This window comes from Mannheimia granulomatis (assembly GCF_013377255.1).
GTDB classification, from domain to species: Bacteria; Pseudomonadota; Gammaproteobacteria; order Enterobacterales; family Pasteurellaceae; genus Mannheimia; species Mannheimia granulomatis.
On record NZ_CP016614.1, the window covers coordinates 970,421 to 991,459 of the forward strand.

At 42.2% G+C, this 21,039-nt stretch carries 18 protein-coding genes and 1 pseudogene; 14 read left to right on the plus strand and 5 right to left on the minus strand.

All coding sequences use genetic code 11. The features are described from left to right. Positions 1–4: 4 nt before the first annotated feature. From allD to A6B41_RS04625, 8 genes are all read left to right on the plus strand, one after another. Positions 5–1,057: an ureidoglycolate dehydrogenase gene (gene allD / locus A6B41_RS04590; RefSeq protein ID WP_027074802.1), complete on the plus strand. Its 1,053-nt coding sequence runs from the start codon at positions 5–7 to the stop codon at positions 1,055–1,057. 107 nt (positions 1,058–1,164) lie between these two features. Continuing rightward, positions 1,165–4,164 carry a bifunctional FdrA/YlbE family protein gene (locus tag A6B41_RS04595; RefSeq protein ID WP_032847493.1) on the plus strand — a complete coding sequence of 1,000 codons (3,000 nt, stop codon included), beginning with the start codon at positions 1,165–1,167 and terminating at the stop codon, positions 4,162–4,164. A gap of 131 nt (positions 4,165–4,295) precedes the next feature. Continuing rightward, positions 4,296–5,228 (plus strand): carbamate kinase, encoded by a 933-nt coding sequence (arcC, locus tag A6B41_RS04600; RefSeq protein ID WP_027074800.1) that lies wholly within the window; start codon positions 4,296–4,298, stop codon positions 5,226–5,228. A 167-nt stretch (positions 5,229–5,395) separates the two neighbouring features. Further along, entirely contained in the window at positions 5,396–7,000 is a 1,605-nt protein-coding gene (locus A6B41_RS04605; protein ID WP_027074799.1) for an L-lactate permease, read from the plus strand. Positions 7,001–7,015: 15 nt separating this feature from the next. Then, entirely contained in the window at positions 7,016–7,204 is a 189-nt protein-coding gene (locus tag A6B41_RS04610) for a hypothetical protein (protein WP_032847492.1), read from the plus strand. Between the two features lie 45 nt (positions 7,205–7,249). Beyond that, positions 7,250–8,485 carry a M20 family metallo-hydrolase gene (locus A6B41_RS04615; RefSeq protein WP_027074797.1) on the plus strand — a complete coding sequence of 412 codons (1,236 nt, stop codon included), beginning with the start codon at positions 7,250–7,252 and terminating at the stop codon, positions 8,483–8,485. A gap of 105 nt (positions 8,486–8,590) precedes the next feature. Next, the gene (gene allB, locus A6B41_RS04620; RefSeq protein WP_027074796.1) at positions 8,591–9,973 is read left to right on the plus strand and encodes an allantoinase AllB; all 1,383 of its coding nucleotides are present in this window, start codon (positions 8,591–8,593) and stop codon (positions 9,971–9,973) included. A gap of 2 nt (positions 9,974–9,975) precedes the next feature. After that, positions 9,976–11,334 carry an NCS1 family transporter gene (locus tag A6B41_RS04625; RefSeq protein ID WP_237052499.1) on the plus strand — a complete coding sequence of 453 codons (1,359 nt, stop codon included), beginning with the start codon at positions 9,976–9,978 and terminating at the stop codon, positions 11,332–11,334. Positions 11,335–11,445: 111 nt separating this feature from the next. On the opposite strand, the gene A6B41_RS04630 is transcribed toward A6B41_RS04625, so the two are convergent. Continuing rightward, positions 11,446–12,675 carry a pyridoxal-phosphate-dependent aminotransferase family protein gene (locus A6B41_RS04630; RefSeq protein ID WP_027074794.1) on the minus strand — a complete coding sequence of 410 codons (1,230 nt, stop codon included), beginning with the start codon at positions 12,673–12,675 and terminating at the stop codon, positions 11,446–11,448. 124 nt (positions 12,676–12,799) lie between these two features. Next, positions 12,800–13,660, minus strand: a complete 861-nt coding sequence (locus tag A6B41_RS04635; protein ID WP_027074793.1) for an AraC family transcriptional regulator — start codon at positions 13,658–13,660, stop codon at positions 12,800–12,802. A gap of 114 nt (positions 13,661–13,774) precedes the next feature. Between A6B41_RS04635 and A6B41_RS04640 the strand changes: the two genes are divergently transcribed. The 6 genes and pseudogenes from A6B41_RS04640 to A6B41_RS04665 all read left to right on the plus strand — a co-directional run bounded on the left by A6B41_RS04640 (position 13,775) and on the right by A6B41_RS04665 (position 17,533). Further along, on the plus strand, positions 13,775–14,230 hold the full coding sequence (locus tag A6B41_RS04640) for a ferritin-like domain-containing protein (protein ID WP_050436795.1): 456 nt from the start codon (positions 13,775–13,777) through the stop codon (positions 14,228–14,230). A 15-nt stretch (positions 14,231–14,245) separates the two neighbouring features. Then, positions 14,246–15,043 carry an HpcH/HpaI aldolase family protein gene (locus A6B41_RS04645; RefSeq protein WP_027074792.1) on the plus strand — a complete coding sequence of 266 codons (798 nt, stop codon included), beginning with the start codon at positions 14,246–14,248 and terminating at the stop codon, positions 15,041–15,043. Next, positions 15,036–15,491 (plus strand): YiiD C-terminal domain-containing protein, encoded by a 456-nt coding sequence (locus A6B41_RS04650; protein WP_050436794.1) that lies wholly within the window; start codon positions 15,036–15,038, stop codon positions 15,489–15,491. Before A6B41_RS04645 ends, A6B41_RS04650 begins: the two co-directional genes overlap by 8 nt. A 133-nt stretch (positions 15,492–15,624) precedes the next feature. Continuing rightward, positions 15,625–16,299, plus strand: a complete 675-nt coding sequence (locus A6B41_RS04655; protein ID WP_027074790.1) for a nitroreductase — start codon at positions 15,625–15,627, stop codon at positions 16,297–16,299. 54 nt (positions 16,300–16,353) lie between these two features. Further along, a complete protein-coding gene (locus A6B41_RS04660; RefSeq protein WP_027074789.1) occupies positions 16,354–16,785 on the plus strand; it encodes an organic hydroperoxide resistance protein in 432 nt (143 codons plus the stop codon). Between the two features lie 121 nt (positions 16,786–16,906). Then, positions 16,907–17,533, plus strand: a pseudogene (locus A6B41_RS04665) (glutathione S-transferase family protein). A 54-nt stretch (positions 17,534–17,587) separates the two neighbouring features. On the opposite strand, the gene A6B41_RS04670 reads toward A6B41_RS04665, so the two are convergent. The 3 genes from A6B41_RS04670 to pepE are packed head-to-tail and all read right to left on the minus strand — an operon-like array spanning position 17,588 to position 20,915. Next, positions 17,588–18,856, minus strand: coding sequence for a M20 family metallo-hydrolase (locus A6B41_RS04670; RefSeq protein WP_027074788.1), 1,269 nt, complete (start codon positions 18,854–18,856; stop codon positions 17,588–17,590). Between the two features lie 50 nt (positions 18,857–18,906). Further along, complete coding sequence (gene dcuC / locus A6B41_RS04675; protein ID WP_027074787.1) at positions 18,907–20,199, minus strand: C4-dicarboxylate transporter DcuC; 1,293 nt, start codon at positions 20,197–20,199, stop codon at positions 18,907–18,909. Positions 20,200–20,210: 11 nt separating this feature from the next. Next, positions 20,211–20,915 (minus strand): dipeptidase PepE, encoded by a 705-nt coding sequence (pepE, locus tag A6B41_RS04680; RefSeq protein WP_027074786.1) that lies wholly within the window; start codon positions 20,913–20,915, stop codon positions 20,211–20,213. Between the last annotated feature and the right edge of the window lie 124 nt (positions 20,916–21,039).

Here is a 21,039-nt window from a genome sequence, read left to right on the forward strand (position 1 = left end):
GACTATGAAACTATCAAGAGAAGAATTAAAAGACTTAATGAAAGCCAAATTAATGAAAGCCGGCTTAAACGATCAACACGCAGAGATTACGGCAGAAATTTTAACTTGGTCGGATGAGAGAGGCTACCACTCCCACGGAGCGGTGCGTATGGAATATTACTGTGAGCGTATCTTCAAAGGGGGGATTACACACGATCCTAAATTTGAGTGGAAAGAAACCGGCCCAGCATCGGCGATTTTTGAAGGCGATAACGGTTGTGGTTATGTTGCGGCAACCTTTGCAATGGAAAAAGCCATTGAAATGGCGAAAAAATCAGGTATTGCGATTGTGGGAATCCGTAATATCTCTCACAGTGGTGCGATTGGTTACTATACTGAAATGGCGGCAAAAGAGGGATTGCTAGCGATTTCATTCTGCCAATCTGACCCAATGGCGGTTCCTTATGGTGGCTCTGAGCCTTATTATGGTACCAACCCGATTTCTTTTGCGGCTCCTGCTGATGAAGGACGAAATGTGGTATTTGATATGGCAACAACGGTTCAGGCATGGGGTAAAATTCTAGATAAACGCTCTCGTGGTGAATCTATTCCAGATGATTGGGCAGTAGATGCTGAGGGTAATCCGGTTACTGATCCAAACAAAGTCAATGCGTTAGTGCCAATTGCCGGGGCGAAAGGCTACGGCTTAATGATGATGGTGGATATTTTCTCCGGTATTTTATTAGGTGTGCCGTTTGGTAAGCACGTTTCATCTATGTACCACGATTTATCGGAAGGTCGCCGTTTAGGTCAAATGCACATAGTTATTGACCCGGCACGTTTCTGTGGTGCAGAACAATTCCGCGAAAATATGACGCAATCTATCAATGAATTAAATGAAATGGCCCCTGCACCTGGCAATGATAAGGTTTATTACCCGGGGCAACGAGCCGAAATGCGTCGTGATAAATATTATGCAACCGGTGGTATTGAAATTGTAGACAAAGTGTATGAATATTTAATTAGTGATGATATCCACTTTGATAGATACGACCACAAAAACCGTTTTGCGGATTAATCGGATAACTAGGCAGATTATTGCCTAGTTAAATAAACAAGAGCCACAAAGTGGCTCGGTTCATTTATCCCTATACGGCTCGTATAGGGAAATAGTAGGGAAATAGAATGTTAAAAACCGTAGTAAAAAAAGGTAGCTACCATGATTCGGTGGTATTAATGTTACTCACCAATGCCATTTCAGGCTTAGAGGGGGTTAAAAAAGTCTCTGTTATGATGGCAACCCCAGCGAATAAAGATATTTTTGCCCAAAGCGGATTAGATACCCCCGAATTATTAGAAGCGACTGCCAATGATATGGTGGTGGTGGCAGACGTTGAGCAAGAAGAATTGATCAATGTCGTAATGGAAAAAGTAGAAGAATTTTTAAAACAAAAATCACAAGCAAGCTCCGCTCAAGCCGGTACTGAAATCGTAAAATCTTGGGACAAAGCGACCTCTAAATTGCCGGATGCGAACCTTGCCGTGATTTCTATCCCGGGGGCTTATGCAGCATTAGAAGCAAATCGTGCGTTGGATGAAGGTTTGAACGTCTTTATGTTCAGCGACAACGTGAGCGTGGAAGACGAAAAAGCGTTAAAAGAAAAAGCTCACAGCAAAGGCTTAGTGGTAATGGGACCAGACTGCGGAACGGGCATTATCCAAGGTGTACCTGTTGCATTTACTAATAGCGTGACGCCGGGTACTATCGGTATTATTGGTGCATCCGGTACAGGTATCCAAGAATTAACCACTATTATTGACCGTCTAGGCGAAGGGGTAGAAAACGCTATCGGTACAGGTGGTCGTGACTTGTATGAAGACATCGGTGGTATCACAATGTTAGACACCATCGAAGCGATGGAGCAAAACGACAAAGTGAAAGTGCTGATTGTGATCTCTAAACCACCTGCAAAAGCAGTGCGTGAAAAGATCTCTGCACGTTTAAGTCGTTACACCAAACCGGTAATTACTTTATTTCTAGGCGAAAAACCGACTTTCCACGAAGAAAATTTCTATCACGCTTATACTTTAGATGAGGCCGCTCGTTTAGCAGTAGCCTTAGTGCGTAACGAGCCAATCCCAACCTTTACAAAAAATAATATAAATTCGACCGCTTGTGGTAAGACTTTAAAAGCTTACTATTCAGGTGGTACATTGGCGGGCGAAGCAGCAATGTTGCTGAAAGATGCGTTAAATGTTGAAGGCTCAAGTGCGAAAGCAGATGGCTTTATGTTTAAACAAGACGGTCACATTGTGGTAGATTTAGGGGACGATGTTTACACCCAAGGCAAACCGCACCCGATGATCGACCCAACCAAACGTATCGAATGTATGCGTGAGGCAGTAGATGATGCCACTACAGGCGTGATTTTATTTGATATCGTGTTAGGTTACGGCTCGCACGAAGATATGGCAACCGCATTAATTCCAACCATTCAAGAGTTACAACAAAAGGCGAAAGCTCAAAATCGTGATGTGGCTTTTGTGGCAACCGTATGCGGTACTCGCAGCGACTATCAAGGCTACGATGAAACCGTACGTAAATTAAAAGAAGCCGGTGTGGATGTATGCGAAACCAATAAAATTGCGGTGGAAAAATCATTAGCCTTATTAGGTTTACAATTCGATGAGCCAGAAAAAACAATCCAAGTGAAAACAGTGATACAAGGTGAAAACACACCTGCTTCAACTCAGTTGTTACGCTTATTATCTGAAAAACCGAAAATTATTAACATCGGTCTGAAAAGTTTTGCGGACGTGGCAGAAAAATTCGGCTGCCAAGTGGTGCAATTTAACTGGCAACCACCGGCGGGCGGTAATATCCAGCTAATCAAAGCGTTGAATTTCTTAAATGAATATGAGGCGGTGGATATTGATGAAGCCAACCGTAAAGTGATTGCGAAAGTGGTAGCAGCAGCTCCAATCATTCGTGATAACGTGTTAGCGAAAACCGTGATTAAAGAGCTTAACGAAGGTAAAGTGATTTTACACGCCGGCCCGCCGATTCAATACAAAGATATGCCTCATACAGTACAAGGCTCTTGTGTGGGGGCAGTATTATTTGAAAAATGGGCAACAGATGAAGCTTCAGCTCGTGCATTATTAGAAAGTGGCGAAATCAAATTTATGCCTTGTCACCACGTCAATGCAGTTGGCCCAATGGGCGGTATTACTACAGCTAATATGCCGGTTTGGGTAGTGGAAAATGCCACAGACGGCAACTTTGCTTACTGTACGATGAACGAAGGTATCGGCAAGGTATTGCGTTTTGGTGCTTACTCTGAGGAAGTGATCACTCGTTTAGAGTGGATGCGTGATGTGTTAGGCCCGACTTTAGGTAAAGCGATTCGCTCTATGGAAAACGGCTTAGCAATAAATCCGCTTGTGGCAAAAGCAATCGCGATGGGTGATGAATTCCACCAACGTAACATTGCTGCTTCAATGTCATTCTTTAAAGAGGTTGCCCCACGCATTACTGCAATGAGCGATTTATCTGAAAACGATAAATATGATGTGATTAAATTCTTAGCCGACACAGAACAGTTCTTCTTGAACATAATGATGGCGGCAAGTAAAGCGATTATGGACGGTGCAAGAACGGTAACTGATGGTACGGTTGTTACAGCAATGTGCCGTAACGGTGTGCATTTCGGTATTCGCATTGCCGGTATGGGTGATGAATGGTTCGTTGGGCCGGTGAATACGCCACAAGGTCTATACTTCACAGGCTATGACGGCGAAGATGCTTGTCCGGATATTGGCGACTCTGCTATTACTGAAACTGTGGGTGTAGGTGGTATGGCGATGATTGCGGCTCCGGCGGTAACTCGCTTTGTGGGAGCGGGTGGTTATGAAGATGCTCTTCGTACCAGTAACGATATGATGGAAATTTGTATCGACCGTAACCCGAACTACGTTGTGCCGAACTGGAACTTCCAAGGAGCTTGCTTAGGCATAGATGCACGTTTAGTGGTAGAAAAAGGCATTACGCCTGTTATTAACACCGGTATTGCACACAAAGTCGCCGGCTTCGGTCAAATTGGTGCGGGTACGGTGCGTCCGCCACTTGCTTGTTTTGAAAAAGCAGTGTTAGCTTATGCTAGAAAAGTAGGGTTTAAAGAATAACCTTTCGTGACTTAGTACAAGTAGTGCTAGGCTGTATAAGCCAAGTCCCTATGGAACTTTACTGAGCCACAGAGTGGCTCAGATAATAGAACTCCATACGGCTCGTATGGGGCGGCGGTTAAGGAGGAATAATGTCAAAACAAACCATCGTATTAGCTTTAGGTGGAAATGCCTTGGGCAATAATTTAAAAGAACAGCGTGAAGCGGTAGCTAAAACGGCAAAAGTGATTGTGGATATTTTAGAGCAAGGTAAAAATATTGTGATCACCCATGGCAACGGCCCGCAAGTAGGAATGATCCAACGTGCAATGGACGATTTTTTCAAAACCTCAGGTGATCAAATTCCATTGCCAACCAGCGTGGCAATGAGCCAAGGTTATATCGGTATTGATTTACAAAATGCGATCAAATATGAATTGGTTGCTCGTGGCATTGACCAAAAAGTCAGCACTATTTTGTCGCAAATTGAAGTGGATGCTAAAGATCCTGCCTTTGAAAATCCGGATAAACCGATTGGCCGTTTCTTAACTGAAGCTGAATCTCAAGAGTTGGAAGCCAAAGGTATTCGCACGATGGAAGATGCCGGACGTGGTTATCGCATTGTGGTACCTTCGCCAAAACCACAACGTATTTGTGAGTTAGAAACCATCAAAACTCTCGTCAATGCAGGGCATATTGTGATTACCTGCGGCGGTGGCGGTATTCCGGTGGTGGCTGACGAACAAGGTCGTCTAAACGGAGTGAATGCGGTGATCGATAAAGATAACGCAAGCTCGCTATTAGCTCAAAAATTAGGTGCAGATTATTTGGTGATCTTAACTGCAGTAGAAAAAGTGGCGATTAACTGGGGCAAACCAAACCAAGAATGGTTGGCAGATTTAAGCACTGCACAAGCTCGCCAATATATCGCAGAAGAGCAATTTGCCAAAGGCTCAATGCTACCAAAAGTAGAAGCTGCACTGAAATTTGCAGAAAGTGGTGCAAACCGCAGAGCATTAATTACCTTATTGGATAAAGCGGCAGAAGGTATTGCCGGTGAAACCGGTACGGTGATTTATTCATAAAATACCTAGCACGAGCCGTGCTAGGATAAATAAACTAAGTCGCTCTGCGACTTTTGAAATGAGAGCCACAGAGTGGCTCGGTTGATTTAACCCCATACGGTTCGTATGGGGTATATACAAGCGGTCATATTTTTTAAATTTTTTACAATTAGGTTTTTCAATCAAAAATGGATATTCCGGTTAATTTTTTTATGTGGTTTATGGCGTTATTGCCAATTATCACCTTAGTTATTTTGATGGTGAAATTCCAGTGGGGAGCAACTGAAGCAGCACCTGTTGGTTTGCTCATCACTATTTTTAGTGGTCTTTTCTTATATCAGGCAGATATTTCACTCATTGCGATTGAATCCGCCAAAGGCATTTGGAATGCGTTAGTCATTTTGCTGATTGTTTGGACTGCTGTCTTGATGTATCAGGTCAGTGATGCGGCAAAAGCCTTTTTAGTTATCCGCACGGGAATGAGTAAATTATTCCCAAATGAACTTTTGCTTGTGATGACAATGGGCTGGATTTTTGAAAGTTTCTTACAAGGTATCACAGGCTTTGGTGTGCCAGTGGCAGTCGGGGCTCCGTTATTAATCGGTATTGGCGTTCGTCCGTTATGGGCGGTGGTATTGCCGTTGCTCGGTCAGGCTTGGGGGAATACGTTCGGTACTTTAGCCGCAGCTTGGGACGCATTGGCGGTATCGGCTGGCTTAGAGGTGGGTAGTGAAGATTACTTCTTAACCTCACTTTGGTCTGCTGCCTTTTTATGGTTTTGGATTGTCGTCACAGGGCTAGCGATTTCTTGGTTTTACGGTCGTGGCAAAGCGTTGAAAAAAGGTTTATTGGCAACGGTGATTATTGCCACCATTCAAGGCGGTGGCGAGTTGGTATTAAGCCAAGTCAATACCACGATTTCTGCCTTTATTCCGGCCTGTTTATCCATTTTAGCTATCGTATTCATCAGCAAAATGAGTATGTATAAAGACAACTGGCGTGTGGAAGACAGCCCAATTATGGATAGAAGCAAAACCACCGAAAGTACAGAAGAATTGCCAAATATGAATTTACTACAAGCCTTTATTCCTTATATTGTGCTGTCTGTAATGACTTTAGCGATTTTGGTGATTACCCCTGTAAATCAATTCCTATCACAATTTAAATTTGGTTTTGCCTTCCCTGAAACAGTCACAGGTTACGGCTTTGTGAATAAGGCTCATAGCTCTTATTCGCCGATTGCGATTTTCACTCATGCCAGTATGTTCTTATTTGTCTCTTCTATTCTTGGCTTATTCTATTATCAATATAAAGGCTGGATCGGCAAAGGTGGTGCGAAAGCGGTATTTGCAAAATCAATTTCAATGACAATGCCATCCGGTATTGCGGTAGTCGGCTTAGTGATTATGTCTAAAATTATGGGCGGAACAGGGCAAACGGCGGTGTTAGCACAAGGAATGGCGGCGGTGTTAGGTAAATCTTATGTGATCCTTTCCCCATTTATCGGTTTCCTCGGCACCTTTATGACCGGCAGTAATATGAGTTCAAATATTTTATTTGGTGATTTCCAAATGACCACCTCAAAATTACTGAACGCCAACTCAGCGGCAATTTTAGGGGCACAAACAACAGGTGGGGCAATTGGTAGTGCCATTAGCCCAAGTAAAATTATTTTAGGTACCACAACCGCCAATATTTTAGGTAAAGAAGGTGATGTAATGAAAGCTATTATTTGGATTACGTTACTGCCGACTTTATTAATCGGCGTTGTGGCGTATTTTGCATCGCTTTAGTAGAGGATTAGATTAATGAACTTTTTTAAAACCAAAGCAGGTAAAATGACCTTAGCTTTTATTGTAACGATGCTTGCCTTTGCATTGATTATGTTTGGGATTGATCAAGCTAATAATATGTTTATCTATATTGGATTTATATTGATGGTAGCTGCTATGGTCTATTCACCTATTGATGTATTTATTCTAAATCGAAAAAAATGATGTCAGGGCGAATGACTATTCGCTCATAGAAAGAGGAAGCCAAAAATGGAACAAATTACACAACGTATTACGCAAAATTTAGAAGCTTTGAAACAATTTACTGCTACACCAGGCAATGGTTGTACTCGTTTGCCGTTCTCTCAAGAAGCCAGAAGTGCGGTCAATTATTTAAGAGATTTGATGGTGGAAGCCGGCTTGCGAGTGAAAGAAGATGAAGCAGGCAATATTTTCGGCGTATTGGAGGGCGAACAACCTAATTTGCCTTGTGTAATGTCTGGTTCTCATTATGACAGCGTATTGCACGGTGGCGATTATGACGGTATTGCAGGTGTAATCACAGCATTAGAAACAGCCCGTTTATTAAAAGAAAGTGGCAAAAAATTTAAACGCAATTTCGTGGTTGTAGGTTTTAACGATGAGGAAGGAATGCGTTTCGGCACAGGCTATTTCGGCTCTGGTGCAATGTTAGGTCTTCGCGATACGGAGTATTGTAAAAAATTTCTAGATAAAGATGGTGTTTCAATTTACGAAGCAATGCGTAATTACGGATTAGATCCGGAAAAAGTACAAAATGCGAAATGGGAAGAAGGTTCAATCGGTCATTTTATCGAAACCCACATTGAGCAAGGTCCGGTGTTAGATACGCACAGCATTGAAATTGGTTTGGTAACGGGTATTGTTGGCTTACACCGCCATATGTTTACAGTTCACGGACGTGCCGATCACGCAGGTACAACCCCAATGGATATGCGTTTAGATGCGGTTGATGTTGCTACAAAAGTGATTTCAAAAATTGCCGACTGGGCAAGAGAGAAAAATGATGGTACGGTGGCAACTGTTGGCTATATGAGTGTGTTGCCGGGTGGGATTAATATTGTTGCAGAAAAAGTGGTTTTCAGCGTGGATATTCGCTCACTAAATATGGCAAATGTTGAAGATATTACCGCTAAAATTGAGCAAGCATTAGCCGAAGAAACAGCAAAAATCGGTTCAACTTTTGAGAAAGAAACTAAATTGATTATTCAACCGGTAGCATTAAGTGAAAAAATGCTCAGTATTTTAGAAGAATCTACCAAAGCTCACCAATTCAGCTATAAACGCTTACCGAGTGGAGCAGGGCACGATTCCTTAGAAATCGGGCAAAAAATCCCAACTGTGATGATTTTCGTACCAAGTAAAGAGGGCAGAAGCCATACGCCGGTGGAGTTTACTGAATATCACTATTTTGCGAAAGCGGCAGTGTTGCAGCAAGAATTAGCAGAGAAGTTGTTGGACGAGTAGTATTCAAGTAAGGGGGATTTGCAAATTTTTTCGGAAAATTAACAGCTTGCAAATTTCCCTTAAATAAAAATTTAATACAAACATAACTATAAGGAGTATTCGACTATGTACGATCTCGTCATAAAAAATGGGAAGATAGTCTTATCCGATGCCGTTTTTGACGGTAATATTGCGGTCAAAGCAGGAAAAATTGCTGCGATCTTAGAAGATGGTTCTGTACCTGATGCGAAGGAAGTGATTGATGTAAAAGGAAACTATGTTTTCCCGGGGGCGATTGACACCCACGCACACTTAAATGATCCCGGCTATGAATGGCGTGAGGATTATGCACACGGTACGGCAGCAGCGGCAGTCGGCGGTTATACAACCATTATTGATATGCCGTTACAAAATGAGCCGGCTTTAACTAACAGCAAAATTTTTGATGCCAAAATTGCCAAAGTGTCGCCAAATGCTTATGTGGATTACTGTTTCTGGGGCGGTTTGGTTCCAACGAATTTTGAATATTTAAGTGAATTAAACGATAAAGGTTGTGTAGCATTAAAATCCTTTATCGGACCTGTCTCTCCTGATTATGCCTCTCTTAACTACGGTCAAACCTATGAAGCAATGGAAATTATCCAAAAATTCGGCGGCCGTGCCGGTTTCCATTGTGAAGATTTCTCAACGATTAAATGGCAAGAGCAACGAATGAAAAAAGAAGGTCGCTTAGACTGGAGAGCTTTCTTAGATTCCCGCCCGCTTATCGCAGAAATGCTGGCAACCATTAATATTATCGAAATTGCAAAAGCTACCGGCTGTAAAGCCCACATCTGTCATGTTAGCCACCCTGATGTTGCCCAAAAAATTAAAGAAGCTCAACAAGAAGGTTATGATATTACTGCCGAAACCTGTGCTCATTACCTCTGTTTTAGCGAAGATGATGTGATTGAAAAAGGTCCATTATTCAAATGTGCTCCGCCATTACGTTCTAAATCTGATGTAGATCGCCTTTGGGATTATGTGGTTGATGGCACATTTAGTGGTATTGGGAGCGACCATTCGCCATGCTCTTACGATGAAAAACACAATGAAATTTTAGGTCAAAAAATTGAAAACGTATTTGATGTTTGGGGCGGAATCAGCGGTATTCAAAGCTGTGTGCAAGTTGCTTTCTACGAAGGCTGCATAAAACGCGGTGTTTCCCCAACGGTATTAGCCAATGCAATGGCAAAATTACCGGCAAAAGCATTCGGCATTTATGGACAAAAAGGCGATATTCAAATCGGTTTTGATGCGGATTTCACTATTATTGATCCAAATAAAGAGTGGGAAATCAAAGCGGAAGATTTGCAGTATGCTAATAAAATATCTGCTTATGTGGGTAAAAAAGGGAAAGGCTTACCAGTTTGCACCATAGTGCGTGGTAAAGTCATCGCCCAAGACGGTAAATTAACCGACAGTAAAGGTTTTGGTAAATTCATCCGCAAAACACAACAAGGAGTATAACTATGATGGATAACAAAGAACTCAATCCTGAGTTGGCTAGAGGCGTGAATTCTGATCTTCAGCCAACCAAGGAGCGAATTATGGATAATTTCTCCTATTGGGCAAGCTTCTTAGGAGGCTGTGTATCTATCGGGACATTCTCAATGGGAGCAAGTTTGATCGGGGCATTAACAGTAACACAAGCAATTTTGGCAATGTCAATTGGCTGCGTGGTTATTGCTATCGGTTTAGTACTAATTGGTAATGGAGGTCATAAATACGGTATTCCATTCCCGGTTCAGTTACGTAGCTCTTTTGGTACGACAGGGGTGAAAATTCCGGGCATTTTGCGGGGTGTGCCGGCGATTGTTTGGTTCGGCTTCCAAAGCTGGGTTGGTGCCGGTGCAATCAATATGTGTTTAAAACTTCTGTTCGGTTTTGACAATTTACCGGTTGTTTATGTGCTATTTACTGCATTACAAGTGGCATTATCAATTAATGGCTTCAAAGGCATTAAATGGTTAGAAAACGTCTCTTGCGTGTTCTTAATCGGTATTCTTGCCTATATGCTTTATGTGGTACAAACCCAATTCTCTGTGGAAATCGGCAACCGCTTCTCAAGTATTGAAGGCTCATGGGGAATGCCATTCTGGGCAGCAACCACGGCGTTCTTAGGTATTTACTCAACCATGATCTTAAATGCCTCTGACTATTCTCGCCATGTTAAAGAAGGTACAGGCTCTGTAACCACAGGGGTTATCTACGTGCTTTCTATTTTACCTGTTACCCTCTTTATGGGTTTAATCGGTTTATTAGTCACGGCAGCAACAGGCAACAGTGACCCAATCCAAGTGTTTGCGACCGCAATGGATAACAAATTTCTCACCGTTATCACCTTATTATTTATTGCCTTTGCTCAAATCACCACCAACGTACTAAACAATATTGTACCGCCATCTTACATTTTGATGGACTCATTCAAAATGAAATGGTCACACGCAACCATTTTAGTCGGTATTCTTTCAATGTGTGTAATGCCGTGGAAATTAGTCACCGCAGAATCGGCTGATGGTTTGTCGTTATTTATTAAAATCTATTCAGCATTCTTAGGCCCAATCTTCGCGGTAATGGTGGTCGATTACTACATCTTGAGAAAACAAAAACTCAATGTAAACGATCTCTACAACAAAGAAGGCATCTTCAAAGGTATCAACTGGGCGGCGATTATTGCGATAGCTATCGGCTCGCTCTGCTCACTTATCATTGTTGATCTTTCTTGGTATATCAGCTTGATTCCATCAGGTTTAAGCTACTACATCTTAATGAAATCATTAAAAAGCTCAGAATCTTTCCGTAAAGGCACGATTTTAGAGCATAAATAACCGATACAAGCGGTAAAATTTTATGAAAATTTACCGCTTGTATTAAGATAATTGAGTATTAAAAAACGGCTAGTATTAAAAATATTAGCCGTTTTGTTGTTTATGAGGGAATTATTTCTCCGCGTCTTTATACACTGCTAACGCTGCGGCAACTGCATCGCCCGAAGGCACTTTTACTTTGTGGCTTAATAATACCGCTTCTAACGCCCCGAGGGTTAATAGCACGTTACGTTTTTGGCTGGAGAAGCCCATATTACCGATACGAATCACTTTGCCGTCTAGAGGGCCGAATGAGGTCGCAAGTTCAATGCCGAAGTGGTTTAAAATATCGCTACGTAATGCCGGGCCGGTAATGCCTTCCGGAATGTGGAATGCAGTCACAACCGGAGCTTTGTGTTTGCGATCACCAAAGATTTTTAAGCCCATTGCCTCTAAGCCTGCACATAAGGCTTTATCGTTTAAAATATGGCGGGCAAAGCGGTTTTCTAACCCTTCTTGTAAAATAATGCGTAAGGCTTCGTGAATACCGTACTGAGCACTGGTCGCTTCGGTATGGTGGTTTAAACGGCGTGGACTCCAATAATCTTGTAACTGTGCTAAGTCTAAGTAGTTACTTGGAATTTGAGGTAAGGTGCCATCTACATCAGAATCCGAGCGAATGCCTTGTTCTACACGTTTACGTTTTGCAATAATTTCTTCAATGCGTTTGTTATAAGTAATTAATGCTGTGCCTGACGGGGCAGAAATACATTTTTGTGTACCGCCGATACAAGCATCAATACCCCATTCATCCACGCGAATATCCACACCGCCTAAGGTTGCAACGGTGTCCACAATTAACATCGCATCATATTGCTTACAGATTTTGCCGATTTCTTCTAACGGCTGCATCATTGAGGTTGAGGTTTCGCCATGAATAATTGCGACCGCTTTATAACCGCCTTTTTTCAATTCTGCTTCAATTTCTTCCGGCTCGAAAACGGTTCCCCATTCTCTTTCAATCACGGTAATATCCGCACCGCTGCGAGATAAAATTTCATTTAATAAATAACCGAAACGACCAAATGCCGGAATTAATACTTTATCACCCGGGCAGATTGCCGCAGTTAAAACGGTTTCTAAACCACCACGGGAGGTAGAGTTTACCACATAGGTTTGTTCGTTTTTGGTTTGGAAAAGGCGGCGTTCCATTTCCATGGTTTCATTCATAAGAGAAGTAAATTCCGGGTCAAATTGCCCTAAAATCGGGGCTGACATGGCACGCAATACACGCGGATCAGCATCTGTCGGTCCGGGGCACATTAATAAACGCGGGGAAGGGTTAATTTCTCTAAATTGCATAATTTTTCCTATTGTGTTTGAATTAAAAAAACTTATGGATTCTACAATAAAAATTTGTGATTACCCAATATTTTTGGAATGTTATATAAATTTTTGTACAAATTATTTATAGATTGTTTGAAATTTATTCGCTTTTGTTGCTGGGTGATAACCCGAAATAGCGTTTATATTCTCGGCTAAATTGGCTTGGGCTTTCGTAGCCGACTTCATAAGCGGTTTCTGAAATTGCTTTACCTTGTTTAATCAATTTTTGTGCCTCCGTGAGCCTTAGCCGTTTTTGATATTGCAATGGCGACATTCCGGTGACTTTTTTAAAGTGATTGTGAAAACCCGATACTGACATACCGCTTTGATAGGCAAGCATTTCAACCGTAAACGACTGACTTAAATTCCGCTCAATCCATATTGCCGCTCGGCTGATCAGATTGGTGTGAGAATCTTGTGTAAGCAAATTTTGTAATTTTTCGCCTTGATCACTTTGCAATAGGCGGTAATAAATTTCCTGTTGAATCAGCGGGGCAAGAAAGCCGATATCATTTGGGGTTTCGAGCAAAATCAGCAGGCGAGAAAACGCATTTTCTAGCCCACTGGAAATTTGCCATTGCCCGAAAGCAGTCTGATTTTCGGCTTTTTTTACAAAATTTTTTGGCAACTGAGCCAACACTTTGGCTACAGTTTGCAAATCAATTTTCATTGAAATGCCCAAATAGGGTTCGTTTTCAGTTGCTTGTGGAATTTCTATAGTAACAGGCAAATTCACAGGGCAAAACATAAACTGTCCCTGCCCAAATAGATAACATTCTCCGCCATTACAAATTTGTCGCCTTTGTTGTAGGACAATACAAATACTCGGCTCTTGAATATAGGAAGAAAGTTGAGTGGGTTGATCGCAACAGTGAATTGTTAAGCCTTGGATAGGCGTGTACCACACTTCATTTTTGGGTGAAATAGCAGTTAGGCGTTGGATTAAATCTGAAGTAAACATATGTAGAATTAGGCAAGGAATTTGGAGAAATCGTATAACAGTTCGGCAAATTGAGCAATATAATTTGCACCATTCCAGAAGGAAACGAATTTCACACAATATAGGAGATGAACAATGAATCAAACTGTAATCAATAAATTGAATGAATTACTTGCTGTTTATCAAATGGCTAATATCCAGCATCAAACCCACGCTGCACTATTTCGTGCTTGGGGTTATGAAAAATTAGCGGATATAACCGTTGAACATATTACTGATGAACCCGAAACGATTATTGCCTTGCAAAACCGTATTTTAGATTTAGGTGGCGAAATTTGTTATACCTTGCCACAACCTACCTTTGGTACAGATATTCACTCAGCGTTTAAAGCTGATTTAGCCTTACAAATCAATGTTCGCCCGAATTTAAACGCTGTTGTTGAATTATTCCAATCAGAACATGATGCCACATCTCGTATCTTAGTAGAAAATATTTTGAAAGATGAAGAAGAGCATCTTGCTTGGCTAGAAGCCGAAATCAGTTTATTAAATCGCTTAGGCGACAAACTTTACCTTGCAAAAAGATCATAAAAATAGGAGCAAAAAATGCGTGTATTTGATAAAAATTACTTAAACAACCCTTTCAAACAAGCGGTGCAAAATCACCAAGTGCAAATCGGCTTTGGTTTAGGTTCAGGCTCGGCAACTGTGGCAGAAATTGTGGCGGGTTCCGGTTTTGACTTTTTATGGATTGACGGCGAACACGGTCCGAATACGATTGAGACCATTCTTGCCCAAGCTCGTGCGATTGCTGCTTACGATAGCCACCTTGTGGTACGTCCATTAGAAAGCGACCGAGCGTTAATCAAGCAATTATTAGACGCTGGTGTACAATCCATCATCGCCCCAATGATTGAAACAGCAGAGCAAGCAAAATACGTTGCCGAATCTATGTATTATCCACCAAAAGGTAAACGTGGGTTTGGTGCACCGGGAGCAAGAGCTGGGCGTTGGGCGAGAATTCCTGACTATGCGGCAAGTGCAGAACAGCATCTATTCCTAGCTCTACAAATTGAGAGCAAATTGGGAGTGAAAAATGCCGAAGCGATTGCTAAAACTGAAGGCGTTGATGCGATTTTCTTAGGCCCTGCCGATTTAGCCGTAGATATGGGCTACTATGGCGATTTTTCAGGCGAAGAAATGCAAGCAACCATTAAAAAGCTGATCCAAGATATTCGTAGTTGGGGCAAACCTGTTGGTACGATTGCAGGTACGCCAGAAGAAGCAAAACGCTATATTGAATGGGGAGTAAGTTTTGTTGTGGTGGGAGCAGATGTGATTGCTCTTGCTTTTGTCGCCGATAATCTTGCTCAATCCTGTGCTGGGTTGAAAAATCTTGGCTAAATTTGAACTGCACGCCTTGCAAACGTGGCTTTATCAACACATTCCGGCAACAGCGTTACTGGATATTCAACTTGAACAAGCTGACTTACAAGCGGTGCGTTTGCGGGCAAATTTTGCAAAAAACCGCAATCATCACAATACGATGTTCGGTGGCAGTATGGCGTTGATCTCCACTGCTTGTGGTTGGCTATCGGCTTTTGTTCAAACCGATCAGAATCCCCAGATTGTGATCAAACGGAGCGAGATCGACTACCAATTGCCGGCCACAGGTGATTTAATTGCCGTTTGCCAACCGATTTCAACCGAACAGATGGAAAAATGCCAAAAAATGTTAAAACGTTTTGGCAGAGGCACGCTTCACATTGCGTGCCAATTAATCTGCGAGAATAAATTAGCCGCACTTTGGCAAGGCGAATTTGTGGTCTATGCACAAAGCCTTAAACATTAACACCGTACAAGCGGTGTTTTTTTATGGATTTTTTTGCAATTTTAGAGAATTAGGCAAACATATTAGAGAAACAAGATAACCTTCAATAAAAAAAATCGCTATGATATACGCATTCCAAATACAGGAGAACGTTATGTTAGATTTTGAAACCACCGTTAAAACCCGCCAATCAATCCGTAAATTTTTACCGACCCCAATGACGGAGCAAGAGATCAAACAGATCCTTGCCGATGCTCAAAACGCACCATCAGCGTGTAATACTCAACCTTGGTTGGTTCACGTTGCATCAGGCGAAACCTTAGATCGTTTGAAAAAACGCTTCCAAGCCACTTTTGCTCAAGGTATCAACCAAGCTGATTTTGAATTTGATCAAGGCAAATTCAAAGGGGATTATGAACCACGTTGGCGTAATCAATATTCGCACGTTTTCACCACCAGCTACGGGATTGCCCGTGAAGACAAAGCCGGTCGCCAAGTGGTTTATGACGACAACATTATCGGCTACGGTGCACCGCATATGGCATTTTTGTTTATGCCGGCGATTGATGGACACGATGTGAATATCGCTTCAGATATCGGTATGTATTCACAAACTTTTCTGCTTTCGCTTACAGCTCGTGGCTTTGGCGGTATTCCGCAATTAGCTCTTGCAATGTTCGCTGATGATGTGCGTGAAGAATTAGGTATTCCAGAGAATTATAAACTGCTACACGCCATTTCATTCGGACACCCAGATTGGGAGGCGATGCAAAATAAACATCATCTAGGGCGTGTTCCTGTAGAAGAGAGTGCAACTTTGCATTGGTAAACCTATTGCAGAATCGCTCAATCAGTTAAATACAATCATTCAAAAGGATCAAATATGAAAATTTTTTATAAAACTTCAGCAACCGCAACTGGTGGTCGTGATGGACATACTCGTATTGATGATGGCTCAATCTGCTTTGATTTAGTCGGTTTCCAAAACGAAATAGGCAAACAAGGGACTAATCCTGAACAGCTTTTCGCAATGGGCTATGCTGCTTGTTTTGACAGTGCGATGAACCACGTTGCCCCAACGTTGGGAATTAAACCAACTAAATCTTCTACCAGCGTGGCAGTGGGGATCGGGCAAAAAGCAGACGGTGCATTTTCGTTAGATTTAGATATTACCATTACCGTTGAAGGTGTCAGCGAGGCAGATGCACGTAAACTGATTGAAAAAGCACACGAAGTTTGCCCATATTCTAATGCGGTGCGTGGCAATGTAGAAACGCGTTTGCATGTGAATTTAATTCAATCTTTTGATTTATAATGACAAGCGGTCAAAAAATTGCAAAAATTTGACCGCTTGTTTATGATGGGCGAGATGAAAGCTCCTTAATAGAGCTAAGTTCTATAAGGTTAATTTTAGATATACTATTTGTGAGGCAATGATGATTACACTGCATTATCTTAAACAATCTTGTTCGCACCGCATTGTTTGGTTACTTGAGGAATTAGGGCTGGATTATGAACTGAAAATTTACAATCGTAACCCGGACAGCGCGTTAGCTCCGCCTGAGTTGAACGCTCAACATCCACTTGGCAAAGCTCCGGTATTGCAAGACGGGCATTTAGTGTTGGCGGAGGGGAATGCAATTATTCAGCATTTACTCGACCGCTACGACCACGAAAATCGTTTTACGCCACCACAACAAACAGATGATTATTCACAGTATGTCTATTGGTTAAGCATCTCTGCTTCAATGTTCTCTGCTAATTTGTTGGCGTTATTAACTAAACAGGGCGATTTTGGTGATTTCAGCCAATATGCTGCGGCACAAACAGGGCTTTATTTTAACCATGTGGAACAAACCTTATAGGGTAAAACTTGGATTATTGGTGAGCAATTAACCGGGGCTGATTTCTCATTAAGTTTCCCACTTCAATGGGGGTTAAATTATGTGGATAAATCGAAATATCCGAATATTTGTCGCTATCTCTCGCAAATTGAAACGCATCCGAGTTATCTAAAAGCTAATGAAAAAACGGCAGGTGGGTTAGATTTAAGCAGATTTTAAATTATAAAGAAAAGCCCTGAATATTCAGGGCTTTCTATGAAAGATTTTAAGAAATTAGGCGAGCAATCTTTCCACCAAAGAGGTGTAGATATTAACGCCTGTTAAGAGTTGTTCCTCATCAAAATCAAATTCGGCTTGGTGGTGTTCGGCAGTTCTATCTGCTCCAATAATAAAGTATATGGCCTTTCCACCATTATCTTGCACTCGGCGGCCGAGAATAGTGGCATCTTCGCTGGCATTGAAAGCATATTCTTTGTCGCTGCTATGCACTTGCGGTTGTGCAATGGCGATTTCTCTGATTAATTCAACCAATTCGGTATCATTGTTCATATCTACCGCTTCGCCCATAATTTCGGTTTCATATTCCACACCAAAACTCACCGCAATACCTTGGGCGATTTGCATTACTTGATCAACCATATATTGATTGATCTCTTTGTTTTCGCCTCGTACTTCAAGTTTGATTTCGGCATCGGCAGGCACGACATTTCGTCCGGAACCGCCTTTAAACACACCGACATTAATTCGTGTCATACCGCTACCGTGGCGGGAAATCCCGTGCAGTTGGGTTACGGCGTGGGCGGCAGCCAGTAAGGCATTATGCCCTAAATGCGGAGCAGCACCTGCGTGTGCCGGTTTGCCTTTGTAGCGAATATCAATTTTGGTGGTGGAAAGGAAATTTTTCGGATCGGCTAACACGGTGCCGGAATTGGCACAAAAGCTGATGTGTGAACTAACAAAGTAATTGGCATCATCAATCACACCACTCGCGGCAATCGCAGCGGCACCACGCACGCCCTCTTCGGCGGGTTGGAAGATGATTTTCACTTTGCCCTTGAGCTCGTCTTTGTTTTCCATTAACCAGTGAGCCACGCTTAAACCGATAGTGATATGCCCATCGTGACCGCAAGCGTGCATTTCGCCTTCGTTTACGGAAGCAAACCCAAGTTGGTTGGCTCGGTGTTCGGGAGATTTGGTTTCGCTCACATCTACGCAATCAATATCAAAACGCAGAGCAACGGTCTTGCCCGGTTTGCCTGAATCAAATACTGCCACACAGCCTGTGTAGCCGTCCATTTTTTCCAGCCATTTGGGATTTGTACCGTAATTAATGGCTCGTTGAATGCCTTTTTCCACAATCGCTTTATTACGACCACGCACAAAATCAGGGTGAATAATCTCTTTACCTAATAAAATTTGAAAGCCGATTGCCTCTAAATAATCAGCAATTTTCCCGGTTGTCCAAAATTCACTCCAGCCTGTTTCAGGGAATTTGTGAAATTCACGGCGTAGTTCAATCAGTTGTTCTAATGAAAGGCTCATACTGTTCTCCTTATAAAAAAGCCCTTTACGCAGGGTAAAGGGCAATTCGGTTATAGCATAAATAATGCAAGGAATAAGGTGGCGAGGATCATTCCCGGAGCGGTTCGTTTAATCATTTCAACCGGGTTCACACCTGCGATACCGGCACACACAATGACCACACCCGCAATCGGCGAGGCGGTTCGACCAATCGCCCCGGAAATGGCTGCTGCCATACCTAAATTCACGTGGGTGTAACCTAATTCTGTTGCGTGTGGCGTAACGGCAGTGTTAAAGGCGATGGCAGCTGCATCACCTGAGCCTGTTACCACACCCATTAGGAATGGACCGACGGTTGAACCCCAACGCACAAATTCGTTTGAGTGTTTTAAGAACTCGATAGCAGCATCAATTGCCCCTGTTGCTTTTAAGCCGGCTACAAACACACCGGCAGCGATGATAATACCTAATACGTTCGCATAGGCATTACCCATACCATTAAAGAATTCATTGGTAATTTTAGCCGGTGAGGTGCGGGTAACGATTAAGCCGTAAATCGCACCGATTAACATTGCTTGAGGCACGCCCATTTTGGTCCAGTTCAACCAAGAAATTTGCTGTAAAGAAGTACCACCAATAACTAAAATTACAAGTGGCACCAATGGAGCAATCGCAAATAAAATATTGGTTTTAGTTTCGGTTGCGTGAGTGTGGTTAGATTCAGCCAAATAAGCATCACGGTGCTCTTTACCATAATCTTTTAAGATTAACGCAATGATAGTGAGCGTAACTGCACCAATTGCCCCTGCAATCATAGTGTAGGGTGCGTGAGAAAGGTTTACCTCAGTAACGGTTAAGCCTGACATTTCACTAATCATTGCAGAATGTGAAGAACCCGGACTCATCATTGAACCAAAAGTACCGGCAAGAATTGCTGCACCGGCAGTAGCTGGGCGAACACCGGAAGACTTTAATACCGGAATTAAGGTTGCTCCCACCGCAGCAGCACAACCGGCAGCCGATGGAATGGCAATATTGATAAAGAAGGTAATAATGGTTGCCACAGGAATTAAAAAGAATTTTAATCCGCTTAACGGTTTCGTTAATAATTGGACAAGATGGCTGTCGCATTGGGTATATTTCATCACATAGGCGAAACCCATACTCGAACAAATCGCCATAATTAATCCGCCTGAGGTCATACTTTTAGCAAAAGCATCAAGCGCTGCCATTGGTTGCAGGGTCAACATTGCCATACCTAAACCGACGGAAATTAACACCGTTCGGGTTTCATGTTTTTTTATCAGCAAATAGACGGTCGCAATAATTCCGATTATTGCAATCACAAGATTGAAGGTTTCCATAGATTATCTCCTTAATAGGTAAAAGTTGAATCCGGTTCAAGGGTTTTTAATTGCATATCTCGGCTGAATTGTAATACAGAATTTTCGCCTAAAACGACCGCTTGATCTCCTTTGATTTGTAACGCAGTGCCTTCCGGTAAGCCGTAAACTAATGCAGTTGGATTGACGATCAAAAATTCTTCTAAGCGTTCTTCACGACTTTCGCCGTTATGCCCCTGAATTTTGCCGGCAATAAAATGTGGGTTGATTTGATGAGGGAATAGATTTAATGCCTGAAAGGATGGCGGATAAGTAATCGGCATATCGTTAGTCGTCATAATTGAACTACCGGCAACATTTGCCCCGGCACTCCAACCAAAATAAGGCGTACCGTTTTCGACTTTGTGGCGAATGCAATCCAACACATTGTTTTCATACATCTGTTTAAGCAAGCAGAATGTATTACCGCCACCAACTGCAATTACGTCTGCTTGCTCAATAATATCGGTATGTTTATTGCCACGATGAACAGAGATAATTTCAAGGTCTAAATCAGCTAATGCTGCTTTTACGGTGTTTTCGTATTCGTTATAACTTCGTCTTACGCCCGCATAAGGCAAAAAGGCGACTTTTTTGCCTTGATAATCCGCTAAAAACGTTTTTAACCAAGGAATAGTGTGAGCCAAATATTCCGTATTTTTATACTTAGAACCACTCATTAATAACATTTTTTTCATCGCCATCTCCTTTTTATCTTGTTAGGAATATGTGAATAAATTTTGATACAGATAAATATTTCTATACCTCAGTGTAGTTATAATTATAGCGAGATTACACAGAAAAGGGGTGATTTATGTGAAT